Origin of the sequence: Kribbella sp. NBC_01510, from assembly GCF_045040325.1 — a bacterium.
Classification (GTDB): Bacteria; Actinomycetota; Actinomycetes; order Propionibacteriales; family Kribbellaceae; genus Kribbella.
In genome coordinates, this window is sequence record NZ_CP109418.1 from 8,566,558 (window position 1) to 8,586,346 (window position 19,789).

Consider the following 19,789-nt stretch of genomic DNA (forward strand, 5'->3'; position numbering starts at 1 on the left):
CTGATGCTACGTGACCGTCAATCGACGTGCGGAGCGAGTCCGTCAACAGCGCAAGGGCTGTCGCGCCGGACGTGGACGTCGTCGCGGCCGAGGCCCTCGACCGAAGATGTTCTCGGTCGGCGGCTCAACGCGAAGAGGGCTGCGAGAAGAGGGAGGGTGATCAGGTACGCCGTACGCAGGTCGACGGCTCGAGCGAGCAGAGCGAGAGCCGCCGGCGCGACCAGGATCGCCACACCGGACGCCATCGCACCGATCGCTGCCAGCCGGGCAGGGCTGAGGCCGGGGGTCGCGACCAGGGCGGCGAGGGTGACGGGGTAGAGCGGAGCGACGCCGATCCCCGCGACAACCAGTCCGATCGCTACGACAGCAGGCACGTCGAAGAGGCTGACGAGCAGCGTGCCGACGACCGCGAAGACCCCTGACGGTACGACGGGCGACCAGCCGCGCCAGTGGATCGGGCCGATCACCCGGCCGACCGCCATGCCGATGGGGAACGCGCTGCCGAGCAACGCGGCTGTTGCCGTCGGCAACCCGGCGGCGACCAGCCGGGCTACTGCCCACACCACGAAGCAGAACTCGACGGCCACGGACAGTACGATGCGCAGCCACCCGAGGCCGACCGCCGTCGCAACCTGCCGCCCCACCCTGGGACGGCTATGAGACCTGCCAACAGCCGCTGCGGGCGCAGAGTCGATCAAGACAGGGGCGCGGGGGGCGACCGGCTTCGAGCGTCGCGTCATGACAGCGAGCACCAGAAGAGGCGGAGCGGCGGCCAGCATGGCCAGACGGCCGGTGGGGCCGAGCGAGTCAAGGGCGCCGATGGCGAGAGGTGCGAGGATGCCGGTCGCACTGGCGACCGCATTGACCCGGCTGAGTCGTGCGGCGGCTGTGGGGCCGTCCAGCATCAGCGGGGTGACGAGGACCAGTAGTGCGCCACCCAGTCCGATGCACAGTCCGCCGGCGATCGCGACGGCGTACACCGGAGCGACCGCGAGCAGCACCGTGCCCATCGCGCAGATGACTGCGCCAAGTGAGAGGACAGATGTCATCGACCAGGACCGGAGCAGTCGTGGGCCGACCAGTGCGACGAATAGCAGCCCGGCCGCGAATCCCGATGACAGCAGGGCCAGCCGACTTGTGGGCTCGTCCAGATCTCGCGCCAGGATCGCAACGCAGCCACCGAGCCCGGCGAGCACGTATCCCATCGACGACAGCCCGAGACCGATCCGGATCTCGTCTCCGCGCGCCGCGGAATCCATCCGGGCTTCCGCGTTGGGGCTCATCTGGCACTCAGGTCGGTGAACAGTGTCATCAGGCGGTGCAGGTCGGGCAGCTCGATGTCGGCGCGAGTGCCCTTCAGGCCGGCGGTGACCGCACCGGCGGCGCGGCCGGCTGACAGACCGACCTCGGTGTCCTCGACCACGAGGCAGTGCCGAGGCGGTACGCCGAGGAGCTCGGCGGCGCGCAGGTAGCCCTCGGGATCGGGCTTGCCATGGGTGACGTCGTCGACGGTTACCAGGATCGACGGGGAGATGCCGGCGGCGCCCAGGCGGACCTTCGCCAGCCGGTTGGACGCGCTCGTGAAGACAGCCCACGGCAGACCAAGCCGCTCCAGTGTGCCGATCAGCTCGATCGCACCGGGTGCGGGCACGACGTCCGTCAGGTCATCGCACTCGAGATCCAGCAAGCGTGCCGCCGCCGCGGACCACTCCTCAGCGGAGAGATCAGGCCGGAGACGCGCGATCGTCGTCTCGGACGGGCTGCCGTAGGCGATGGCGAGTGCGTCGGCAGGGGGTACGCCGTACTCCACCGCCCACCGTGTCCACGCCCGGTCGACGGCATCGTCGGAATCGACCAGTGTGCCGTCCATGTCGAACAGCACGGCGCGGATGTCCCGGACGTTCATGACCCCTCCAATTAAACTCGTCCTACGAGCATAAGGTAAAACGATGCTATGACTCCAGTGCGTCGGGGACAGTGGCAGACGGCTTCGGACGTACTGGCGCAGCTCAGCCGCCGGCCCGGAATCACCCGGGCCGCGGTGGCGCGAGAGCTGCGGCTGAGCACCGGCTCGGCGACCGAGGTCACTGCCCGGCTACGCGACGTACACCTACTCACCGAGGTTCCTGCACCCAGTCAGGGTCGGGGGCGGCCGACGACACTGCTGCGAGCGCATCCGCAAGGGCCGGTAGTGCTCGCGCTCGACCTGAGGCAGAGCAGCTGGCGGAGTGCGGTCGTCACGCTCGACGGGACACTTCTAGACCAGCAAAACAAGCGCCATCGCAGCAGGCGAGCGCAGGTGGTGCTCAGCAACCTGCGGCGCGAGGTGGAGCGGACACAGCAGCGGTACGGCGCTCGTCTGCGCCTGGTGAGCCTGGCTGCACCGGGCACTATCCGTGACAACCACTTGATGCAGGCGCCGACGCTGAACTGGGCCGAGCTGGACCTGGAGACCGTCACCGCCGGTACTGGGCTCCCACTGCTCGCCGGCAACGACGCAACCCTCAGTGGTGTGGCCGAGGCCCGCACTGGCGCCGCTGCCGGGGCCGGTACGGCGCTGCACCTCATCGTCGAGGTAGGTCTCGGCGGGACGCTGCTGATCGACGGCGTAGCGGTACAGGGCGCGTCCGGAGCCGGCGGCGAGTACGGCCACATGCCCTTCGGTGACCGCAGCCGGTTGTGTGCCTGCGGCGCCCGTGGCTGCTGGGATCTGGACATCGACGGTCGCGCGCTCGCCAGGCACCTCAAGGAGCCGACTCCGGACGATCCGTACGGCTACACCGAGGCCGTACTGCGACGTACCGACCGTGCTGCGACCCGTGCGGTCACCAAGGTCGTCGCCGCCCTCGCCACCGGCATCGCCGGGCTCGTCAACGCCCACGACCCTGATGTGGTCACGATCGGTGGCTTGGCGATCCCACTCCGGGCCGCTGCGGCGCCCACCTTCGAGCAGGCCTACCTAGACGGACTCATGACCTTCCACCGCGGCTCTCCCCCACCGATCCTTGCCGCCACGTATCAGCCCGACGGCCCGCTCCGCGGTGCCGCGGCACTGGCCCTCGATCTCCTCACCAGCCAGCCCGCCATCGCCGCCTGGGCCGCGCAGCACTAGTCGGCCGCCTTCTCCCCAGACTCCGACTCGATCTCCGACGACTCGGACTCCAAAGACGACTCGGTCTCCGACGAGGGCTCTGGCTTGGGCTTTGGCACGATCGGCGGTTCGACCTTCGCCAGGATCGTGATGAGGTCGAGCCGGTGGTGCTGGATCTCGTGCGCGGTGTGGCGGATGATCCAGCCCAACGTGCGGGGCGCGCGTACCGGGTAGTTGTAGAGCCCCAACCTCCCGAGCTGCGGCGGCGTGAGCACCCGCGCGGCGGCCCCGAACTCCCGAGCGAACCGCATCAGCGCGGCCGCCACCTCCATCGGGTCCTGATCCTCGTACTTGAACTGCTTCACCCGACGAGTCCGATCCATCGGCGCGTACACCGGCCGGTCCTCCGCCAGGCACTGCGCGATCCGCTGCCGCTGGATCTCCAGTACGTCGCGCACGTGGCAGGCGTACTCGATCGCCGACCACACGTCGGGCTCCGGACGCAGCCGTACGACGTCCGGGTCCGGACCGGCCGCGGCCTTGGTGAGCGCCATGCTGCAGTCCGCCGCTTGCCGGATGAGCAGCGTCACCGTGCCCTGCAGGTCACCCGTGTCGTAGTTGAAGCCGCACTGCTCGCAGTACCCGTCAACCGGGGGCTGCTGGATCGTCAACTGCCACTCCCTCGAAATCTCCACGCGTGATCGACCGGACCGATTCCACCACCGAGTGCGAACCCGGCCGCGATCGCCCCAGTCACGTACTCCTTCGCAGCGCCCACTGCACTCGGTACGTCGTACCCACGGGCCAGGTACGACGCGATCGCGCTGGCCAGCGTGCATCCAGTGCCGTGCGTGTGTCTGTTGTCCAGCCGCACTGCACTGTAAGACCGTCGTACCCCTGGACCGTGCAGCACGTCGACCGACGCCGTACCGACGTCATGACCGCCCTTCACCAGTACCCACGACGCACCAGCGTCCAATAGCAGCTCGGCCGCGCGCTCCCGGTCCTCCACCGTCTCCAGGTCGACTCCGGCGAGCGGTCCGAGCTCAGTGAGGTTGGGCGTGAGGACGGTGGCCATGGGGACGATCTCGCTGCGTACGGCGTCCATCGCGTCGGCGGCGAGTAATGCGTCGCCGTGCTTCGATACCGACACCGGGTCGACCACCACCGGCACCGACGGTGGCAGCGTCCGCAGCAGTGACGCGACCACGCTGACCATCGATGCCGACGCCAGCATGCCGGTCTTCACCGCATCGACACCGATGTCGTCCACCACGCTGCGAAACTGTGCCCGGACCTGTTCCTCCGGCAGTTCCCACGCGCCCTGGACGCCGAGGCTGTTCTGCGCGGTGATCGCGGTCAGCACGCTCATGCCGTGCACACCGTTGGCCAGCATCGCCTTGAGGTCTGCCTGGATCCCGGCTCCGCCACCGGAGTCCGAGCCGGCGATGGTCAGCACTCTGGGCAGCATCTCAACTCCTGAAGTGGGCGTGACCGGACTCGGCAGCATACGGCGCGCCGTCCACCGTGACGTTGCCGCCCGGGCGCTCCTCGTTGCCTTCAGCAACCGAGCCGATGACGGTCCAGCCCTCGGGTACGTCGGCCGGCTCGAAGGTGCCGACCAGCGCATGGTCCTCGCCGCCGGTCAGCACGAACTTCAGCGCGTCCACACCGGTCGCGGCAGCCACGGCCTGGAGAGGCTCGGGCACGGTCAGCGCATGCGTGTGCACATCGATGACAACGTCGCTGGCAACCGCGATGTGCCCGAGGTCAGCGAGCAGTCCGTCGCTCACGTCGCACAGCGAGGACGCTCCGGCCAGGGCGGCTCGCGGGCCTTCGGCGTACGGCGGTTGGGGGCGGCGATGCGCTTCGACCACAGCCCGCGGCGAGCGGAACCCGCGCGCCAGCACCGCCCAGCCAGCCTCGGCCCAGCCCAGCCGGCCGATATAGGCGACCTCATCGCCCGGCCGCGCACCGGATCGCAGCACCGGGGGCCGTCCGTCGAGCGAACCGAACGCCGTCACCGAAACGACGATCTTGTCCGACTGGACCGTGTCGCCACCGATGATGCTCACCTCGACCAGTTCACACTCGTCGACAAGGCCCTGATTGAGCTCCAGCGCCCAGGCCGTCGGCAGGTCGGCGGGCGCACCGAAGCCGACCACGAGTGCGGTCGGTCTGGCTCCCATCGCCATGATGTCGGCCAGGTTCTGCGCGGCGGCCTTGCGGCCCACGTCGTACGCCGAAGACCAGTCCTGGCGGAAATGGCGCCCTTCCACCAGCAGATCGGTCGTGATCACCATCCGCCCGTCGGGCACCGCCATCACGGCAGCGTCGTCACCGGGTCCGACCAGGACGTCCTCACCTGTGGACAGCCCCTTGGTGACGGCCTCGATCAGACCGAACTCACCTGTGCTCCCCAACGTCTCTGTCACGTCAACAGACCTCCCATATCGCCAACCGGAGTCTAGGCGGTACCGTGACCGGGCAACGAAGAGTACGCCCGGCGGTCGCGCAGTACCCCGCATTAGCACAGCCGGAGCCAGCTGAGGACGACTGAGTGGAGAACGACGTGGTGGTCCAGGCCTACATCCTGATCCAGACCGAGGTCGGCAAGGCGGCCGACGTCGCTGCACAGATCGCCGAGGTCCAGGGCGTCACCCTGGCCGAGGACGTCACCGGTCCGTACGACGTGATCGTCCGCGCGGAAGCCCGCAACGTCGACGAACTGGGCAAACTGGTGGTTGCCCGGGTCCAGAACGTGCCCGGCATCACCCGGACCCTGACCTGCCCCGTCGTCCACATCTGAGCTCACTCACGGGTCCCGCCCATCTTTCGCATGCCCAAACTCCTCCTCGCCGCACTCGGTCTGATCGTCCTGGCCGGGTGCAGCCCTGGTCCTACGCCCGTCGCCGTCCCGTCCCCCGCGCCCGAGGTCGCCGCCGCCTGCGCCCAGCTCGTGAAGGCCTTACCCGAGAAGGTCCTGGACGCCAAGCGACGCAAGACCGAGCCGGCCAGCCCGCTCACCACCGCGTACGGCGATCCGCCGATCGAGGTCACGTGTGGCGTCAGTCCGCCGGCCGGGATGGCCGATGCACAGTCGCAGTGCTTCGAGGTGAACGGCGTCGGCTGGTTCGCCAAAGAGGTCACGAACGGCTTCGTCTTCACCACGATCGGGCGCGCCCTCTACCTCGAGGTCGCCGTCCCGTCGAAGTACAAGCCCGAGGCGAACGCGCTGACCGACGTCTCAGACGTTGTCCACAGGTACAACAAACTCGTCACGCCCTGTATCTGACGACGGCATACTCCCTGTCGAGATGTTCCTCTGCGGTTGATGTCCGGTTCGGGCCGGCGGGGGCGACGTCTCGGCTGAGAGGCGCCCGCCGTGGGCGCCCGGGACGACGGGAGAATCCGATGAAGTACATGATCCTGACGTACGCGTCGCAGCAGGACTACGACGGGATGGCGGGGAAGGACACCGGGAAGCCGGCCTGGACGGGTGCGGACTTCGCGGCGATGGGCGCGTTCATGACGAAGTTCAACGCCGACCTGGCCGAGTCCGGTGAACTGGTCGAGACCCGCGCGCTCGCGGCGCCGGTGCTGACCAGACGGCTGGGCTCGAAGGATGGCGTGTCGGTGGTGACCGACGGGCCGTACGCCGAGACCCAAGAGGTGCTGGCCGGATACTGGATCGTCGAGTGCGAGTCGTTCGACCGCGCGACCGAGATCGCGGCCAGACTCCGCGACACGCCAGCGCCGGACTTCGTCCGTGCGACCGCCTATGCCGACATCCGGCCTTTGGTCGACGGCCAGGACGACCTGTTGGAGTGATCGACATGACCATGTTGATGCCGCGCCTGCGGCGCCGCGGGTCATGGGGCTGGTGCTCATGACCGGCGCTCTCGAGGATCTGCTGCGGGAGCTGGCGCCGCAGGTGCTCGGGGCGCTGGTCCGGCGGTACGGGCATTTCGACATCGCTGAGGACGCGGTGCAGGAGGCGTTGCTCGCGGCGGCGCAGCAGTGGCCGGACGAAGGCGTGCCGGACAGTCCACGCGGGTGGCTGATCACGGTGGCTTCGCGCCGGCTGACGGATCTGCTCCGCCGGGAGCAGGCCCGTCAGCGGCGTGAGGACCGGGTGGCTCAGTGGACCCTGCCGGGCGAGCCGGTCGCGGACACCGACGACACGCTGGTGCTGCTGTTCATGTGCTGCCATCCGTCCCTGTCCCCCGCGTCGCAGATCGCGTTGACGTTGCGGGCGGTCGGGGGTCTGACCACCACGGAGATCGCCCGGGCCTTCCTGGTGCCGGAGGCAACGATGACGCGGCGGATCACCCGGGCGAAGGCTCGCGTGAAGGAGAGCGGGGCGCGGTTCACGCTGCCGGCTGACCGGGAGGAGCGGCTCGGTGCCGTCTTGCAGGTCGTCTACCTGATTTTCAACGAGGGCTATGCGAGCACGACGGGGCCGAGCCTGCAACGGGTCGAGTTGTCGGCCGAGGGCATCCGGTTGGCGCGGATGCTGCACCGGCTGCTGCCCGACGACAGCGAGGTGACGGGATTGCTGGCGCTGATGTTGCTGACCGATGCCCGTCGGCCGGCGCGGTCGGGTCCGCTCGGGGAGCTGGTCCCGATGGCCGAGCAGGACCGGTCGCTTTGGATCCGGGAGCTCATCGAGGAGGGCGTCGAGTTGATCACCGCGGCACTTCCCCGAGGGCCGGTCGGGCCTTATCAGTTGCAGGCCGCGATCGCGGCGGTGCACGACGAGTCGCCGTCAGCCGAGGAGACCGACTGGGCCCAGATCCTCGCGCTGTACGAGGTGTTGCTCCAGGTGACCGACAACCCGATGGTCGCGCTCAATCACGTCGTGGCGGTCGCGATGGCACGTGGGCCGGACGAAGGGCTCGAGCTCCTCGCCTCGATCGAGGACGACGACCGGATCGCCAAGGATCACCGATTGTCGGCCGTCCGGGCCCATCTGCTCGAGATGTCCGGTGATACGGCGGGTGCCCGGGCGGCCTACGAGGAAGCCGCCAGCAGGACGACCAGCCTCCCCCAGCAGCGCTACCTCCACACCCGAGCGAGCCGGCTATGACCGCGGCGGATTCAGCGGAGGCCGGTCGGGCGGGTTGTGGCCAGGGTCAGGAGGCGTTCGACGAGGGCTGGGTAGTCGATGCCGGAGGCTGCCCAGAGGCGGGGGAACATGCTGGTGGGCGTGAAGCCGGGCATGGTGTTGATCTCGTTGATGATGACGCGGCCGTCGGCGTCCAGGAAGAAGTCGACACGGGCCAGGCCCTCGGCCTCGATGGCGTCGAAGGCGGTGAGGGCCTTCGCGCGGATGTCGGCGGCGATCTCCTCGGGGAGGTCGGCCGGGACCGAGAGCGCGAGGAACTCCTCGCCCTCGGGGAGGTACTTCGTCTCGAAGTCGTAGAAGTCGTGCCCGCCGCCCGAGACCGCGGCCTCGCCGCAGACGCTGACCTCCGGCTTGCCGCCGTTCAGCCCGCCGAGTACGCCGACCTCGATCTCGCGCGGGTCCTTGGCGAACGCCTCGACGAGCACCTTCGGGTCGTGCGAGCGCGCCTCGGCGATCGCGGCGTCGAGCTCGTCCAGGCTGTTCACCTTGCTGATGCCCAGGCTCGAGCCGCCCCGGGCCGGCTTCACGAACACCGGGTAACCGAGCGCATCGACAGCCGCCCGGCACGCGGCCGGGTCCTGGGTCCAGTCGCGGTCCCGGATGACGACGTACGGCGTCACCTCGAGGCCGGCGGCCTGGAAGACGACCTTCATGTAGTGCTTGTCCATGCCGACGGCGCTGGCCAGTACGCCGGAGCCGACGTACCGGATGTCGGACATCTCGAGCAGGCCCTGGATGGTGCCGTCCTCGCCCCAGGGGCCGTGCAGCAGCGGGAAGACCACGTCGACCTCACCGAGCGTGCTCGGGACCTGGCCGGCTTCGCTCACCACGAGCTCGCGGTTCGCGCCGAAGAGCACCGGCAGCGCAGCCACGTCGACCTCGGGGAGCTTGCCGTCGGTGATCGACAGCCGCTCGGGGTCGCCGCTTTCCAGGACCCAGTGGCCGCTCGTGCTGATGCCGACCGGGACCACGTCGTACTTGTCCCGGTCGATCGCCTGCAGCACGTTGGCCGCGGTCACGCAGGAGATGGCGTGTTCGCTCGACCGGCCACCGAAGACGACGGCGACACGGGGCTTGCGTTGTTCTTCCCTCGAGTACTCACTCACCGGCTCGACTGTAGCGGCCCGGAGATCAGGAACCGATCGGGGTTCGGTTAAGAGCTGTTCAGATCGCGGTCCGTAGCGGTCATGTCCAGGTGACCGGGAGTGACGTGACGCCGTACACGAGGGTGTTGTTCTTGTACTGGATCTTCTCGAAGGGTACGGCGAGGCGGAGGGTGGGGATGCGGATGTAGAGGCGGGCGAAGACCTCCTGGACGCCGGCCGGTGTGGAGACCTTCGAGGGGCCCGCGGTACGGCGGTCGGCGGCGTACTCGCGGGCGGGGTCGAACGGGCATCCGGACGGGCGGCTGACGGGGAAGTTCTCGGTCATCGATGCCCCTCGGTCGAATTCAGTAGTGACTACCATATGACGGTATCTACCGGAGTCGGCGAACCGATACTCTGCCCGCGGAGGTGGAGATGGGACTGCGCGAGGTGAAGCGGGAACGGACCCGCCGGTTGATCGCGGACAAGGCGTTCGAGCTGTTCACCGACCACGGCTTCGGCCGGACCACGGTGGAGCAGATCGCCGCGGCCGCGGAGGTCGGTCCGAGCACGCTGTACCGGTACTTCCCGACCAAGGAAACCCTCGTCCTGGAGTTCGTCGAGGACTGCCTGGTCGACGCGGTGATGTGGTTCCGCGAGCAGCCCGGGCTGGATCTGCCGGACGGCCTGCAGGCGGTGATCGAGCGGGTGCTGGCGCAGCTCGAGCGGAACCCGGATCGGGTTCGCGCCGTGTTCGACCTGGCCGCGCAGACGGCCTCGGTGAGCGCGCATCTGAACGAGCTGATCTGGCGCTTCCGCAACGATCTCGCGGATGAGCTGGTACGCCGGCTGCCCGCGAGCGACCCGCGGGACGCCGAGTTCACTGCCGCCCTGGCCGCCGGGATCGCGATGAACATCATCGAGACAGTCGTCCGGACCTGGGTCGAAAACCCCGACGGCACCGAGGTGAACGAGCTGGCTCGGCGCGCGATGACCCTCCTGCGCGGAGGCGGCATCGCGCTCCCGGCGGCCCCGACGTCCGGCCCCTCTCGGCGGCGCGTCATCGGGGCCCGGGAGAATCCTTCGTATGGCTTCTGATCTCGACCCGTCCACTGTTGTCGTCCATGCCGGCCGGCCCGAACGCGTGCCGAACGCGCCGGTCGGTCAGTCGCCCGTGTTCAGCTCGACGTACGTCGCGGGTGGGGACCGCGGGTACGGGCGGTTCGGCAACGACTCGTGGTCCGCGCTGGAGGAGACGCTCGGGGAGCTCGAAGGCGGCCGTGGGCTGACGTTCGCATCCGGCATGGCGGCCGTCGCTGCGATCGTCGATCTCGTGCCGGTCGGCGGCCGGGTGGTCGCGCCGCAGCACGCGTACTCCGGCGTACTCGCACTGCTCGACCAGCAAGCTGAGGCCGGCCGCCTGCAGGTGGATCGAGTGAACGTCGCGGACACAGAGGCGGTCGTCCAGGCGGTCGACGGCGCGTTCATGCTGTGGATCGAGTCACCCACGAACCCAGCGATGGAGGTCGCGGACATCCCGGCGACCGCCGCCGCCGGTCACGCGGCCGGGGCAATCGTTGTCGTGGACAACACCTTCGCGACGCCCCTGCTGCAGCAGCCGCTCCAACTGGGTGCGGACATCGTGATGCACTCGGCCACCAAGTTCATCGCCGGTCATTCCGACGTCATCCTCGGCGCGGTCGTCACGGCCGACGACGATCTGTGGACCTCGATCGAACTCCGCCGCCGCAGCCTCGGAGCGATCCCGGGCCCGATGGAAGCCTGGCTCGCCCTGCGTGGTCTGCGGACACTCGCGCTACGAATGGAGCGGGCACAGTCGAACGCGGCATTCCTGGCCCAGCGTTTGCTCGAACACCCGCGGGTCAGCCGGGTGCGCTACCCGGGTCTGCCGGGAGATCCGGGCCGCAAGCGTGCCGAGGCGCAGATGTCGGGCTTCGGCGCGATCCTGTCGATCGAGCTCGGTGGTGACGCCGAAGCCGCGCAGCGGGTCTGCGAGAGCACGCAGCTCTGGGTGCACGCGACCAGCCTCGGCGGCGTCGAGTCGATGCTGGAACGCCGTCGCCGCTGGCCGATCGAGGTCCCGACGATCCCCGAGGACCTGATCCGTCTGGCCGTCGGGATCGAGCACCCCGCCGACCTGTGGGCCGACCTCGAGCAGGCCCTCAGGAACGGGACTTGAGCACCGGCCCACCGAGGAACGTCAGGACACACAGCACGACCGGCAGGATGAACGCGATGTTCAGCGGCATCCAGTGCGCGAGTCCGCCGATCAACGCCGGCCCGGCGAGCAGACCGACGTACCCGAGTCCGACGACGCGTGCCATCAGCGCACCGGCCGCACGCGGGTCGAGGTTGCCGGCGGCGGTGAAGAGTTGCGGTACGCCGCCGGCCAGACCGAGACCGAAGAGCGCCCAACCGAACAGCGCGACCGGGACCCACGGGACCACGATCACGATGGTGAGGCCGACTGCGGCCATCGCGGCGCCCCACCGGACGATCGCGGCCGGTCCGACGACCGCGGCGACCCGGTCGGTGAGGAACCGGCCCACGGTCATCGCCACCGCGAAAGCGCCGTACGCGTAGGCGGCCGTGCTGACCGACGTACCGAGGATGTCGCGGAAGTGCAGCGCGGCCCAGTCGTTGGCGACGCCCTCGGACAGCATCAGGCCGAACGCGAGCCCGCCGAGCGCCCAGACCAGCTTCGCGGGTGGCTTGGCACGCTCCTGCTCTGGCTCGTGCTCTTCCCCGATAGTTGCCTCGAGCAAGAAGGGCCGGGCAGCCAGGGCGATGACGATGCACACCACGCCGGACAGGCCCAGTGTCACCTCGGTCGGTACGCCGACCCGCAGCGTGGCGGCTCCGATCAGTGCGGCGATGGCGCCACCGATCGACCACATCGCGTGAAAGGCAGCCATGATCGGGCGCGGGTAACCACGCTCGACCACGACGGCCTGAGCGTTCATGCCGACATCGATCGAGCCGTTGCCGAAGCCGATGAGGATGAGGGCGAGGCCGAGCGTCCACCAGTTGTGCGCCAGGCCGGGACCCGCGAGCGCGATGCCGAGCAGTACGCCGGCGGCTGGAACGAGACGGCGTTGACCGAGGCGATCGACCAGCGGACCGGCGACCTGCATGCCGGTGAAGGCGGCGCCGCCGAGCACCAGCAGCAAGAGTCCGAGTGTGCTGTGCGAGATGCCGGTCGCGTGCTCGATGCTGGGGATGTGGACGACCCACATGCCGACCGCGAAGCCGTTCAGCCCGAAGTACAGCCAGGTGGCGACGCGAGCGGCTCGTGGCGGAGCGGTCTGCGAACGCAGCTCGGTGCTGGTCACGGGGCCTCCCGGCCTGGACTGAGGAGCGCAGGGAGCGAAGCGACTGGAGCGACGAGGGAAGGCCGGGAGTCAAGGCCCCGTGACCCGCCGTGCCGGAGGCGTGGCATCAATACAGTCAAGAGGCCACCTCTACGAGGACCCCGCGCTGGGCAAGCAGCGTCCGCTGGTCCTCCGGGGCTTCGGGGTCGGTGATGATCACGTCGGGGCGGTCAGCCGGGCAGACGTAGGCGAGGGCGGCGCGATCCCACTTGGCGGCGTCCGCGAGCACGATCGAGCGAGTGGCGACCTTCAGCGCCTCCTGCTTGACCTCCGCGTCGCCGAGGTCGAACGCGGTCAGGCCGGCATCCAGGCTGAACGCGCACGGGCTGAGCACAGCCAGGTCGAAGCGCAGCGCCCGCAGGGACGCGACGGTCAGCGGGCCGACCAGGGCCAACTCTCCCTTGCGCGCCTCGCCGCCGGGCATCAGCAACCGGATCCTCGGCGCGTCGGCCAACTCGTGGGCGACATGCAACGAGAGCGGCATGACCGTCAGCGCGCGATCGTGGAGCAGGCGGGCGACTTCGAGCGCCGTCGTACCGCTGTCCAGGACGATCGTCTCGCCGTCGTGAATGTGCGCGACAGCGGCCTTGGCGATCGCCTGCTTCGCCGCGACGGACGCCTGAGCCCGGAGCGAGTACGGCGGTTCGACACCGGAGGGCATCGCTGACACGGCTCCCCCGTGGACGCGCTTGAGCACGCCCTGCACGGCGAGGAAGTCGAGGTCGCGGCGGACCGTCATGTCCGACGCCTCGGTGGCCTCGACCAGTTCCTGGACCGAAACTCGGTCAACAGCCCGTAGTCGTTCTACGATCACTTGATGCCGTTCCGCGCTTCTCACGCGCAGAAACCTACCATCCGCCTGATCGTTCAAACAGATTGTGTGTTTGCTTGTGACTGATGACACCAGACTGGTCCGGCGGTCGCGGTACGCCGTGGCGGCGGTGTTCTGCGTGCACGGCTCGGTGACCGGTTCGTTCGCGACCCGGGTGCCGTGGATCCAGGAGCATGCGGGCGCATCCCCGGGCCAGCTCGGGCTGGCGCTCGCCTTCCCGGCTCTCGGCGCGGCGCTGATGATGCCGCTCGCCGCCCGGGTGACCCACCGCTTCGGCACCAGGACCGCCCTCCGCGGCCTGCTCGCCCTGTGGACGCTCGCGCTGTTCCTCCCCTCGCTCGCCCCGAACCTGCCGACGCTCTGCGCCGCACTCTTCGTGTACGGCGGGACCTCCGGGATGGCCGATGTCGCGATGAACGCGCTCGGGGTCGAGATCGAGCACCGGCTGAACAAGTCGATCATGTCCGGCCTGCACGGCATGTGGAGTGCGGGAGCGCTGCTCGGTGCCGCGATCGGGACGGTGGCGGCGCATGCCGGGCTGAGTGCCCAGCTCCACCATGCGGTGATGGCCGTCGTACTCACTGTGGTCGGGGCCGTGGTGTGTCAGTTCGTGCTGGACGTGCATCCCGAGGAGGACGAGGAGCCGCCGGCGCGGTTCACGTTGCCGCCGAAGTCGGCGTTGCTGATCGGGGCGGTCGGATTCTGTGCGGTGTTCGCCGAGGGGGCGAGTCTGGACTGGTCGGCGGTCTATCTGCGCGACATCCTCGACAGCTCGGCCGCGGTCGCGGCCGGTGCGACGACCGGGTTCGCGTTGACGATGACGATCGCGCGGCTCAGCGGTGACGCGCTGGTCGACCGGTTCGGCGCCGTACGGACAGTTCGGTGGAGTGGCGTGATCGCCACGGCCGGCGGCGTACTGGTCGTCGTCGCTCCGAGCGCGATCGTGGCGATGGCCGGGTTCGCGCTGATCGGGATCGGGATCGCGGTCGTCGTACCGCTCGCCTTCGCGGCCGCCGCCCGGAGCGGCACGAACGCCAGCCAGGCGATTGCCGGGGTCGCCACCATCACCTACGCCTCCGGGCTGGTCGCGCCGTCGATCATCGGCGGCATCGCCCAGGCCAGCAACCTGACCGTCTCCTTCATGGTCGTCACCGCCCTTGCCTCCGCGCTGGCCGTGTTCGCCCCAGTACTGCGTACCAGGCCGCGAGTGCGCACCTAGAGCAACCGGTCGAGGACCTCCCCCGCCTCGTCGTAACCGGCGTCGCTGATCCGCTGGAGCTCGAGCAGGTCCTTCGCGGCGGCCGCGCGGCGGGTCAGGTGTTCGCCGGCGCGCTCGTTGCCTTCGTCGAGGAGCTCGTTCAGAGCGTCCACGTCGCCGCGCTCGTCGGCCAGGTCGGCGAGGCGGTCCATCGCCTTCTCGTTGCCCTCGTCGGCGAGCGCGCGGAGAGTATCCCAGTCAGTCATGAGTCGATCATGCGACATTGCCCTTAGGGCAAGGTCAAGAATGGATGCGTGCTCACCATCGGACAGCTGGCCCGGTACGTCGGGGTGTCGACGAAGACCGTCCGCGTCTACCACGCGAAGGGCCTGCTGGCCGAGCCGGAACGGGACTCGTCCGGGTATCGCCGCTACCCGGCACAAGCCGTGGTCGACCTGGTGCGGATCCGGACGCTGGCCGAGGCGGGCGTTCCACTGGCGCGGATCGGCGAGCTCGGGTCGGAGCCGGACGACTTCGGTGCCGCGCTGCAGCAGATCGATGCCGAGCTCACCGACCGCATCCGCCGGCTCCGCGACACTCAGCGCCGGCTCCGGAAGCTCGCCGCCGGCGAGGTCCGCCTGCTGCCGGCCGAGATCGACCACCACCTCGTCGGGCTGACCGACCTGGGCTTCACCGACCGCTGGATCGCGATGGAACGCGACCTCTGGATCGTGGTCTACGCCACCCACCCGGAGGTCGCCGACGCCCTCTTCCACGACCAGGCACAGGCCCTCACCGACGCCGATCTCCTGGGTCTCTACCTTGCCTACGACCGGGCGCACGATCTGGATCCGGCCGATCCGTTCCTGACCGAGTTGGCCGACCGTATCGTTGCCGCGAGCATCGACCGCTACGGCACCGACCTCCCGGGCGTGTCCGCCGACTCGGCCATCCCCCAACTCCTCCAGACCACGGTCAACGCGTCGTCGCCGGCCTGGGAGCAACTGGACTCCCTGATCCGCCACCGGCTTGGCGAACTGGGGGTGGCCGGCCTGGACTGAAAGTGGACAGCCCCGGCACTGACGCCTCACCAGTGATACGAATTCAAGGTGCTCAATTCGACAGGGACGGATTCAGGTCTGCGGTTTCGGATGGCCGGGCCGGAGGATGCACTCGCCGTGGCCGGGCTCCATGCCGACAGTTGGCAGCGGCACTACCGCGGCGCCTACGCGGACGCCTTCCTCGACCGGGAACCCGCCGGATTCCTGGCGGGGAGATGGACCGAGCGACTGACGACAGCGTCGCCGCAGGCGCGCACCATCGTCGCGGAGTACGACGGGGAGCTGGTCGGGCTCGCTCACACACTCCTCGACTCGGACCCGACCTGGGGTGCCCTGGTCGACAACCTCCACGTGCGGTCCCCACTCAAGCGACAAGGCATCGGGAGCCGTCTGCTCGCCTTGACCGCGCAGGCCGTCCTGGAGGCGACTCCGTCGTCAGGTCTCTACCTGTGGGTCCTGGAGCAGAACAAGGCCGCCCAGCAGTTCTACGAAGCCTGCGGTGGGACCCGTGGCGACCGTAGCCACGTGCCGCCGCCGGGAGGCGATCCGGCCAACCTCAACGGGACGCCGTCGTGCTTCCGATACAGCTGGCCGGACCTGTCCGTTCTCGCGGAGCGTGCGTGACACCATCAGCCGCGGCTCGAGCGCGGTCGCCGGTCATCACCGCGACCGTCTTCCTCGTCGCTCTGTCGCTGCGCCCGGCGCTCACCGCCGTTGGTCCGGTGCTGCCTCGGATCGGCGTCGACGAGCAACTCGGCGAAGGAGTGCTCGGTCTGCTCGGCACGCTGCCGCTGCTGGCGTTCGCCGCTGCATCACCCATCGTTCACCGGGTCTCCCGGCGCCATGGCATGGAGCGAGCGATCTTCATCTCGCTCCTGATCCTCGCCGTGAGCAGCCTCGTACGGTCGTACACGGGTCCGGCCGGGCTGTGGATCGGCACAGTCCTGATCGGCGCCTCGATCGCGGTCGGCAATGTGCTGGTCCCGGTCGTCCTCAAACGCGACTACGCCGGACATGTGTCCCGTGCTACGGGGGTCTATACGGCGTTCATCACCGGCGGGGCCGCGCTGGCGTCGATCACCGCGGTGCCGATCGCCGACGCGGTCGACTGGCAGCTCGCTCTCGCGGTCTGGGGCGGACTCGCCGTACTGAGCGCCTTGGTCTGGCTGCCGCGGACGCTGTCGCCGGAGCCGCTCCCGCCGCCGGTCGCGGACGACGAGGCGCCACTGGTGAGCGTATGGCGGCAGCCGATGGCCTGGCTTGTCACGGGTTTCATGGGTCTGCAGTCGACAAGCTTCTATCTGCTCGTCACCTGGCTGCCCAGCATCGAGATCTCGACCGGTGTTTCGGAGCGAGCCACCGGGGTGCACCTGTTCCTCTTCCAGGGCTTCGGCCTCATCGGCGGCCTCTCCATACCCCGGCTGATGAGACAACCGGACAATCAGCAGGCCGGCACGATCACCGCCAGCCTTCCCATCCTGATCGCCCTGCTCGGCCTGCTGCTGGCGCCGGGCCTGTCTGTGGTCTGGGCAATCGTCGCCGGCCTCGGCCAGGGCGCGGCCCTGGTCGCCGCGCTCACGCTGATCAGCATCCGCGGCCGAAGTCATCACGAGACCACGCAGTTGTCGGGGATGGCGCAGGCCGTCGGTTATCTGCTTGCCGCCACCGGGCCGGTGCTCGCCGGCTATCTGGCCGAGCAGACCGGCGGCTGGGACACCACTCTGATCGTGTTCGCCGGGCTGTCCGTCGTGCAACTCGTCATCGGCGTCGCCGCCGGTCGTGACACCCGCGCGGCGCGGGTGCCACGACCGTAGGACTCACTTGTCGGTGGCGAAGGCGGCGTCGAAGGCGGCCGCCGGCTTGTCGAAGGCGAGGGCCCGGATGACGTTGACGGCCTCGGCGGCGCCGACCTTGCGCTCCATGCCGGCGTCTTCCCACTCGACCGAGATCGGGCCGTCGTAGCCGATCGAGTTCAGTACGCGGAAGCAGTCCTCCCACTGCACGTCGCCGTGGCCGGTGGAGTAGAAGTCCCAGCCGCGCCGCGGGTCACCCCACGGCAGGTGCGAGCCCAGCCGGCCGTTGCGGCCGCCGCCGACCCGCATCCGGGTGTCCTTGCAGTCGACGTGGTAGATCCGGTCCTTGAAGTCCCAGAGGAACGCGACCGGGTCGATGTCCTGCCAGACCATGTGGCTCGGGTCCCAGTTCAGCCCGAACGCCTCGCGGTGACCGATCGCCTCCAGCGTCAGCGCGGTGGTCCAGTAGTCGTACGCGATCTCCGACGGGTGCACCTCGTGCGCGAACCGCACGCCCTCCGCGTCGAACACATCGAGGATCGGGTTCCACCGGTCGGCGAAGTCCTGGTAGCCGGCCTCGATCCGCTCCGCCGGCACCGGCGGGAACATCGCGACGTACTGCCAGATCGACGAGCCGGTGAAGCCGATCACCGTGTTCACGCCCAGCTTCGCCGCCGCCCGCGCGGTGTTCTTCAGGTCCTCGGCGGCCCGCTGCCGGACGCCTTCGGCCTCGCCGTCGCCCCAGATCCGGGACGGCACGATCGCCTGGTGCCGGAAGTCGATCGGGTTGTCGCAGACCGCCTGGCCGACGAGGTGGTTGGAGATCGCGAACACCTGCAGGTTGTACTTCTCCAGGATGTCCTTGCGCCCCTGGACGTACGAGTCGTCGTCGACCGCCTGCTGGACGTCGAAATGGTCACCCGAGCAGGCGATCTCGACCCCGTCGTACCCGGCCGAGGAGGCGAACTCGCAGACCTCCTCGAACGGCAGGTCGGCCCACTGACCGGTGAACAGAGTGATCGGACGAGGCATCTCACTGGCTCCTAAGAGTTGTCGACGGTGATCCAGGCGCTGTCGTTCGCGGCCGAGCGCAGTACGGCGTCGACCACGCGGGCGGACCGCGCGCCGGCGGCGAAGTCGGGCAGGCCGTCCGGGTGGTCGCCCAGGACGGCGGCATAGCTGTCGGCGACGAACGAGTCGAACGCGTCCTGGTACCCCTGCGCGTGCCCGGCCGGCAGCCGGTTCACCCGCGCCGCGGGCGGGCTCAGCGTCTCGGGGTCGCGCGTCAGCAGCTGCGATGCGGTACGACGGCCGACCCACAGGCGATCCGGATCCTCCTGGTCGAAGCCGAAGCTCGACTCGGTGCCGGAGACCTCCAGGTACAGCCGGTTCTTCCGGCCGGCCGCGACCTGGCTGACCACGATCGTGCCGACCACACCGGCCTCGGTGCGGAACTGTGCGGTGGCCAGATCCTCGGTGCGGACCTCGACACCACCGCGCTGACCCCGGACGGTCCGCAGTTGCGCGCTGATCGCGGCGATCCTGTCGCCGGTGACGAACTCGGTCAGGTCGCACCAATGGGACCCGATGTCCGCGAACGTCCGCGACGGCCCGCCGGTCGAGTCGTCGACCCGCCAGTTCTGGTCGTCCGCGCCCGCCAGCCAGTCCTGCAGGTACGACCCGTGCAGGCTGGTGATCACACCAGCGTCACCGGCGGCGATCCGGCTGCGCAGCTCGCGGACCATCGGGTGGTAGCGGTAGACGAACGGCACCGTGCCGACCAGCTCGGCCTCGAACGCGGCGGCGTGCAGTCCGGCCGCGTCCTGCACCGAGGTCGCCAGGGCTTCTCGCAGATCACGTGCTTGCCGGCCTCGAGCGCAATCAGCGTCACCTCGAGGTGGGTGTTGTTCGGCGTACAGACGTGGACCACGTCGATGTCGGCGGCAAGCAGTTCGTCGAGGGTCGCGAAGCCACGATCGGCGCCGGTTGCCTCCGCTGCTGCCTCAGCCCTTGAAGGTGATGATCCAACGGCACCAACCACCGAGGCGCCGGACACCAACGCGGACCTGCCGTGAACGTGGCCCATGAAGCCGCCACCGACGATCCCGACCCGGAGGTTGCGCGCACTGGTGGACACGTCGAAGGACGCTATGTGACACTTTTGAACCCTGTCAAGCAAAAGTCCACCGGCCCAGGGACGGAAGTGCGG

At 69.3% G+C, this 19,789-nt stretch carries 23 protein-coding genes and 1 pseudogene; 11 read left to right on the forward strand and 13 right to left on the reverse strand.

The window, feature by feature from the left end:
- Positions 1-17: 17 nt before the first annotated feature.
- On the reverse strand, positions 18-1,283 hold the full coding sequence (locus OG558_RS41810; protein ID WP_405067976.1) for an MFS transporter: 1,266 nt from the start codon (positions 1,281-1,283) through the stop codon (positions 18-20).
- Positions 1,280-1,906 (reverse strand): HAD-IA family hydrolase, encoded by a 627-nt coding sequence (locus OG558_RS41815; RefSeq protein WP_405067977.1) that lies wholly within the window; start codon positions 1,904-1,906, stop codon positions 1,280-1,282. The genes OG558_RS41810 and OG558_RS41815 overlap by 4 nt, the downstream gene beginning before the upstream one ends.
- Before the next feature lie 48 nt (positions 1,907-1,954).
- Between OG558_RS41815 and OG558_RS41820 the strand changes: the two genes are divergently transcribed.
- On the forward strand, positions 1,955-3,112 hold the full coding sequence (locus OG558_RS41820; RefSeq protein WP_405067978.1) for an ROK family protein: 1,158 nt from the start codon (positions 1,955-1,957) through the stop codon (positions 3,110-3,112).
- Here the strand turns inward: OG558_RS41820 and OG558_RS41825 are convergent.
- From OG558_RS41825 to OG558_RS41835, 3 genes are read right to left on the reverse strand one after another with little or no spacing between them, the layout of a single operon-like run.
- Positions 3,109-3,762 (reverse strand): DinB family protein, encoded by a 654-nt coding sequence (locus tag OG558_RS41825; protein WP_405067979.1) that lies wholly within the window; start codon positions 3,760-3,762, stop codon positions 3,109-3,111. The genes OG558_RS41820 and OG558_RS41825 overlap by 4 nt on opposite strands.
- Entirely contained in the window at positions 3,759-4,562 is an 804-nt protein-coding gene (thiD, locus tag OG558_RS41830) for a bifunctional hydroxymethylpyrimidine kinase/phosphomethylpyrimidine kinase (RefSeq protein WP_405067980.1), read from the reverse strand. Before thiD ends, OG558_RS41825 begins: the two co-directional genes overlap by 4 nt.
- Before the next feature lies 1 nt (position 4,563).
- Complete coding sequence (locus tag OG558_RS41835; RefSeq protein WP_328519390.1) at positions 4,564-5,526, reverse strand: thiamine-phosphate kinase; 963 nt, start codon at positions 5,524-5,526, stop codon at positions 4,564-4,566.
- A 140-nt stretch (positions 5,527-5,666) separates the two neighbouring features.
- On the opposite strand from OG558_RS41835, the gene OG558_RS41840 reads away from it, so the two are divergent.
- The 4 genes from OG558_RS41840 (at position 5,667) to OG558_RS41855 (ending at position 8,180) form a co-directional block, all read left to right on the forward strand.
- Positions 5,667-5,900, forward strand: coding sequence for an Lrp/AsnC family transcriptional regulator (locus OG558_RS41840; protein ID WP_041290445.1), 234 nt, complete (start codon positions 5,667-5,669; stop codon positions 5,898-5,900).
- 30 nt (positions 5,901-5,930) lie between these two features.
- Entirely contained in the window at positions 5,931-6,386 is a 456-nt protein-coding gene (locus tag OG558_RS41845) for a DUF3515 domain-containing protein (RefSeq protein WP_329479678.1), read from the forward strand.
- A 119-nt stretch (positions 6,387-6,505) separates the two neighbouring features.
- A complete protein-coding gene (locus OG558_RS41850; RefSeq protein WP_405067981.1) occupies positions 6,506-6,922 on the forward strand; it encodes a YciI family protein in 417 nt (138 codons plus the stop codon).
- A gap of 58 nt (positions 6,923-6,980) precedes the next feature.
- Positions 6,981-8,180 (forward strand): RNA polymerase sigma factor, encoded by a 1,200-nt coding sequence (locus tag OG558_RS41855; protein ID WP_405067982.1) that lies wholly within the window; start codon positions 6,981-6,983, stop codon positions 8,178-8,180.
- Between the two features lie 11 nt (positions 8,181-8,191).
- Here the strand turns inward: OG558_RS41855 and OG558_RS41860 are convergent, their stop codons facing one another.
- Complete coding sequence (locus OG558_RS41860; RefSeq protein ID WP_405067983.1) at positions 8,192-9,325, reverse strand: D-alanine--D-alanine ligase family protein; 1,134 nt, start codon at positions 9,323-9,325, stop codon at positions 8,192-8,194.
- Between the two features lie 79 nt (positions 9,326-9,404).
- Positions 9,405-9,650, reverse strand: a complete 246-nt coding sequence (locus OG558_RS41865; protein ID WP_405067984.1) for a hypothetical protein — start codon at positions 9,648-9,650, stop codon at positions 9,405-9,407.
- Between the two features lie 89 nt (positions 9,651-9,739).
- Here OG558_RS41865 and OG558_RS41870 point away from each other — a divergent pair, with 89 nt between their 5' ends.
- Both OG558_RS41870 and OG558_RS41875 read left to right on the forward strand, forming a co-directional pair.
- A complete protein-coding gene (locus OG558_RS41870; protein ID WP_405067985.1) occupies positions 9,740-10,402 on the forward strand; it encodes a TetR/AcrR family transcriptional regulator in 663 nt (220 codons plus the stop codon).
- Positions 10,392-11,504, forward strand: a complete 1,113-nt coding sequence (locus tag OG558_RS41875) for a trans-sulfuration enzyme family protein (protein ID WP_405067986.1) — start codon at positions 10,392-10,394, stop codon at positions 11,502-11,504. Before OG558_RS41870 ends, OG558_RS41875 begins: the two co-directional genes overlap by 11 nt.
- On the opposite strand, the gene OG558_RS41880 is transcribed toward OG558_RS41875, so the two are convergent.
- The gene (locus OG558_RS41880; protein WP_405067987.1) at positions 11,488-12,657 is read right to left on the reverse strand and encodes an MFS transporter; all 1,170 of its coding nucleotides are present in this window, start codon (positions 12,655-12,657) and stop codon (positions 11,488-11,490) included. The genes OG558_RS41875 and OG558_RS41880 overlap by 17 nt on opposite strands.
- A 115-nt stretch (positions 12,658-12,772) precedes the next feature.
- On the reverse strand, positions 12,773-13,534 hold the full coding sequence (locus OG558_RS41885) for a DeoR/GlpR family DNA-binding transcription regulator (protein WP_405067988.1): 762 nt from the start codon (positions 13,532-13,534) through the stop codon (positions 12,773-12,775).
- Between the two features lie 52 nt (positions 13,535-13,586).
- Between OG558_RS41885 and OG558_RS41890 the strand changes: the two genes are divergently transcribed.
- On the forward strand, positions 13,587-14,747 hold the full coding sequence (locus OG558_RS41890) for an MFS transporter (RefSeq protein ID WP_405067989.1): 1,161 nt from the start codon (positions 13,587-13,589) through the stop codon (positions 14,745-14,747).
- On the opposite strand, the gene OG558_RS41895 is transcribed toward OG558_RS41890, so the two are convergent.
- Positions 14,744-14,992, reverse strand: a complete 249-nt coding sequence (locus OG558_RS41895) for a hypothetical protein (RefSeq protein ID WP_329479698.1) — start codon at positions 14,990-14,992, stop codon at positions 14,744-14,746. The genes OG558_RS41890 and OG558_RS41895 overlap by 4 nt on opposite strands.
- Positions 14,993-15,040: 48 nt before the next feature.
- Between OG558_RS41895 and OG558_RS41900 the strand changes: the two genes are divergently transcribed.
- The 3 genes from OG558_RS41900 to OG558_RS41910 all read left to right on the forward strand — a co-directional run bounded on the left by OG558_RS41900 (position 15,041) and on the right by OG558_RS41910 (position 17,601).
- Positions 15,041-15,787, forward strand: coding sequence for a MerR family transcriptional regulator (locus OG558_RS41900; protein ID WP_405067990.1), 747 nt, complete (start codon positions 15,041-15,043; stop codon positions 15,785-15,787).
- Between the two features lie 90 nt (positions 15,788-15,877).
- Positions 15,878-16,411, forward strand: coding sequence for a GNAT family N-acetyltransferase (locus OG558_RS41905; RefSeq protein ID WP_405067991.1), 534 nt, complete (start codon positions 15,878-15,880; stop codon positions 16,409-16,411).
- Positions 16,408-17,601, forward strand: a complete 1,194-nt coding sequence (locus OG558_RS41910) for an MFS transporter (protein ID WP_405067992.1) — start codon at positions 16,408-16,410, stop codon at positions 17,599-17,601. The genes OG558_RS41905 and OG558_RS41910 overlap by 4 nt, the downstream gene beginning before the upstream one ends.
- A 3-nt stretch (positions 17,602-17,604) precedes the next feature.
- On the opposite strand, the gene OG558_RS41915 is transcribed toward OG558_RS41910, so the two are convergent.
- From OG558_RS41915 to OG558_RS41925, 3 genes and pseudogenes are all read right to left on the reverse strand, one after another.
- Positions 17,605-18,612 carry a sugar phosphate isomerase/epimerase family protein gene (locus tag OG558_RS41915; protein WP_405067993.1) on the reverse strand — a complete coding sequence of 336 codons (1,008 nt, stop codon included), beginning with the start codon at positions 18,610-18,612 and terminating at the stop codon, positions 17,605-17,607.
- A gap of 11 nt (positions 18,613-18,623) precedes the next feature.
- Positions 18,624-19,409, reverse strand: coding sequence for a Gfo/Idh/MocA family protein (locus OG558_RS41920; RefSeq protein ID WP_405067994.1), 786 nt, complete (start codon positions 19,407-19,409; stop codon positions 18,624-18,626).
- Between the two features lie 68 nt (positions 19,410-19,477).
- Positions 19,478-19,666 (reverse strand): annotated as a pseudogene (locus tag OG558_RS41925) (Gfo/Idh/MocA family oxidoreductase); the annotation flags it as partial.
- Positions 19,667-19,789: the final 123 nt, after the last annotated feature.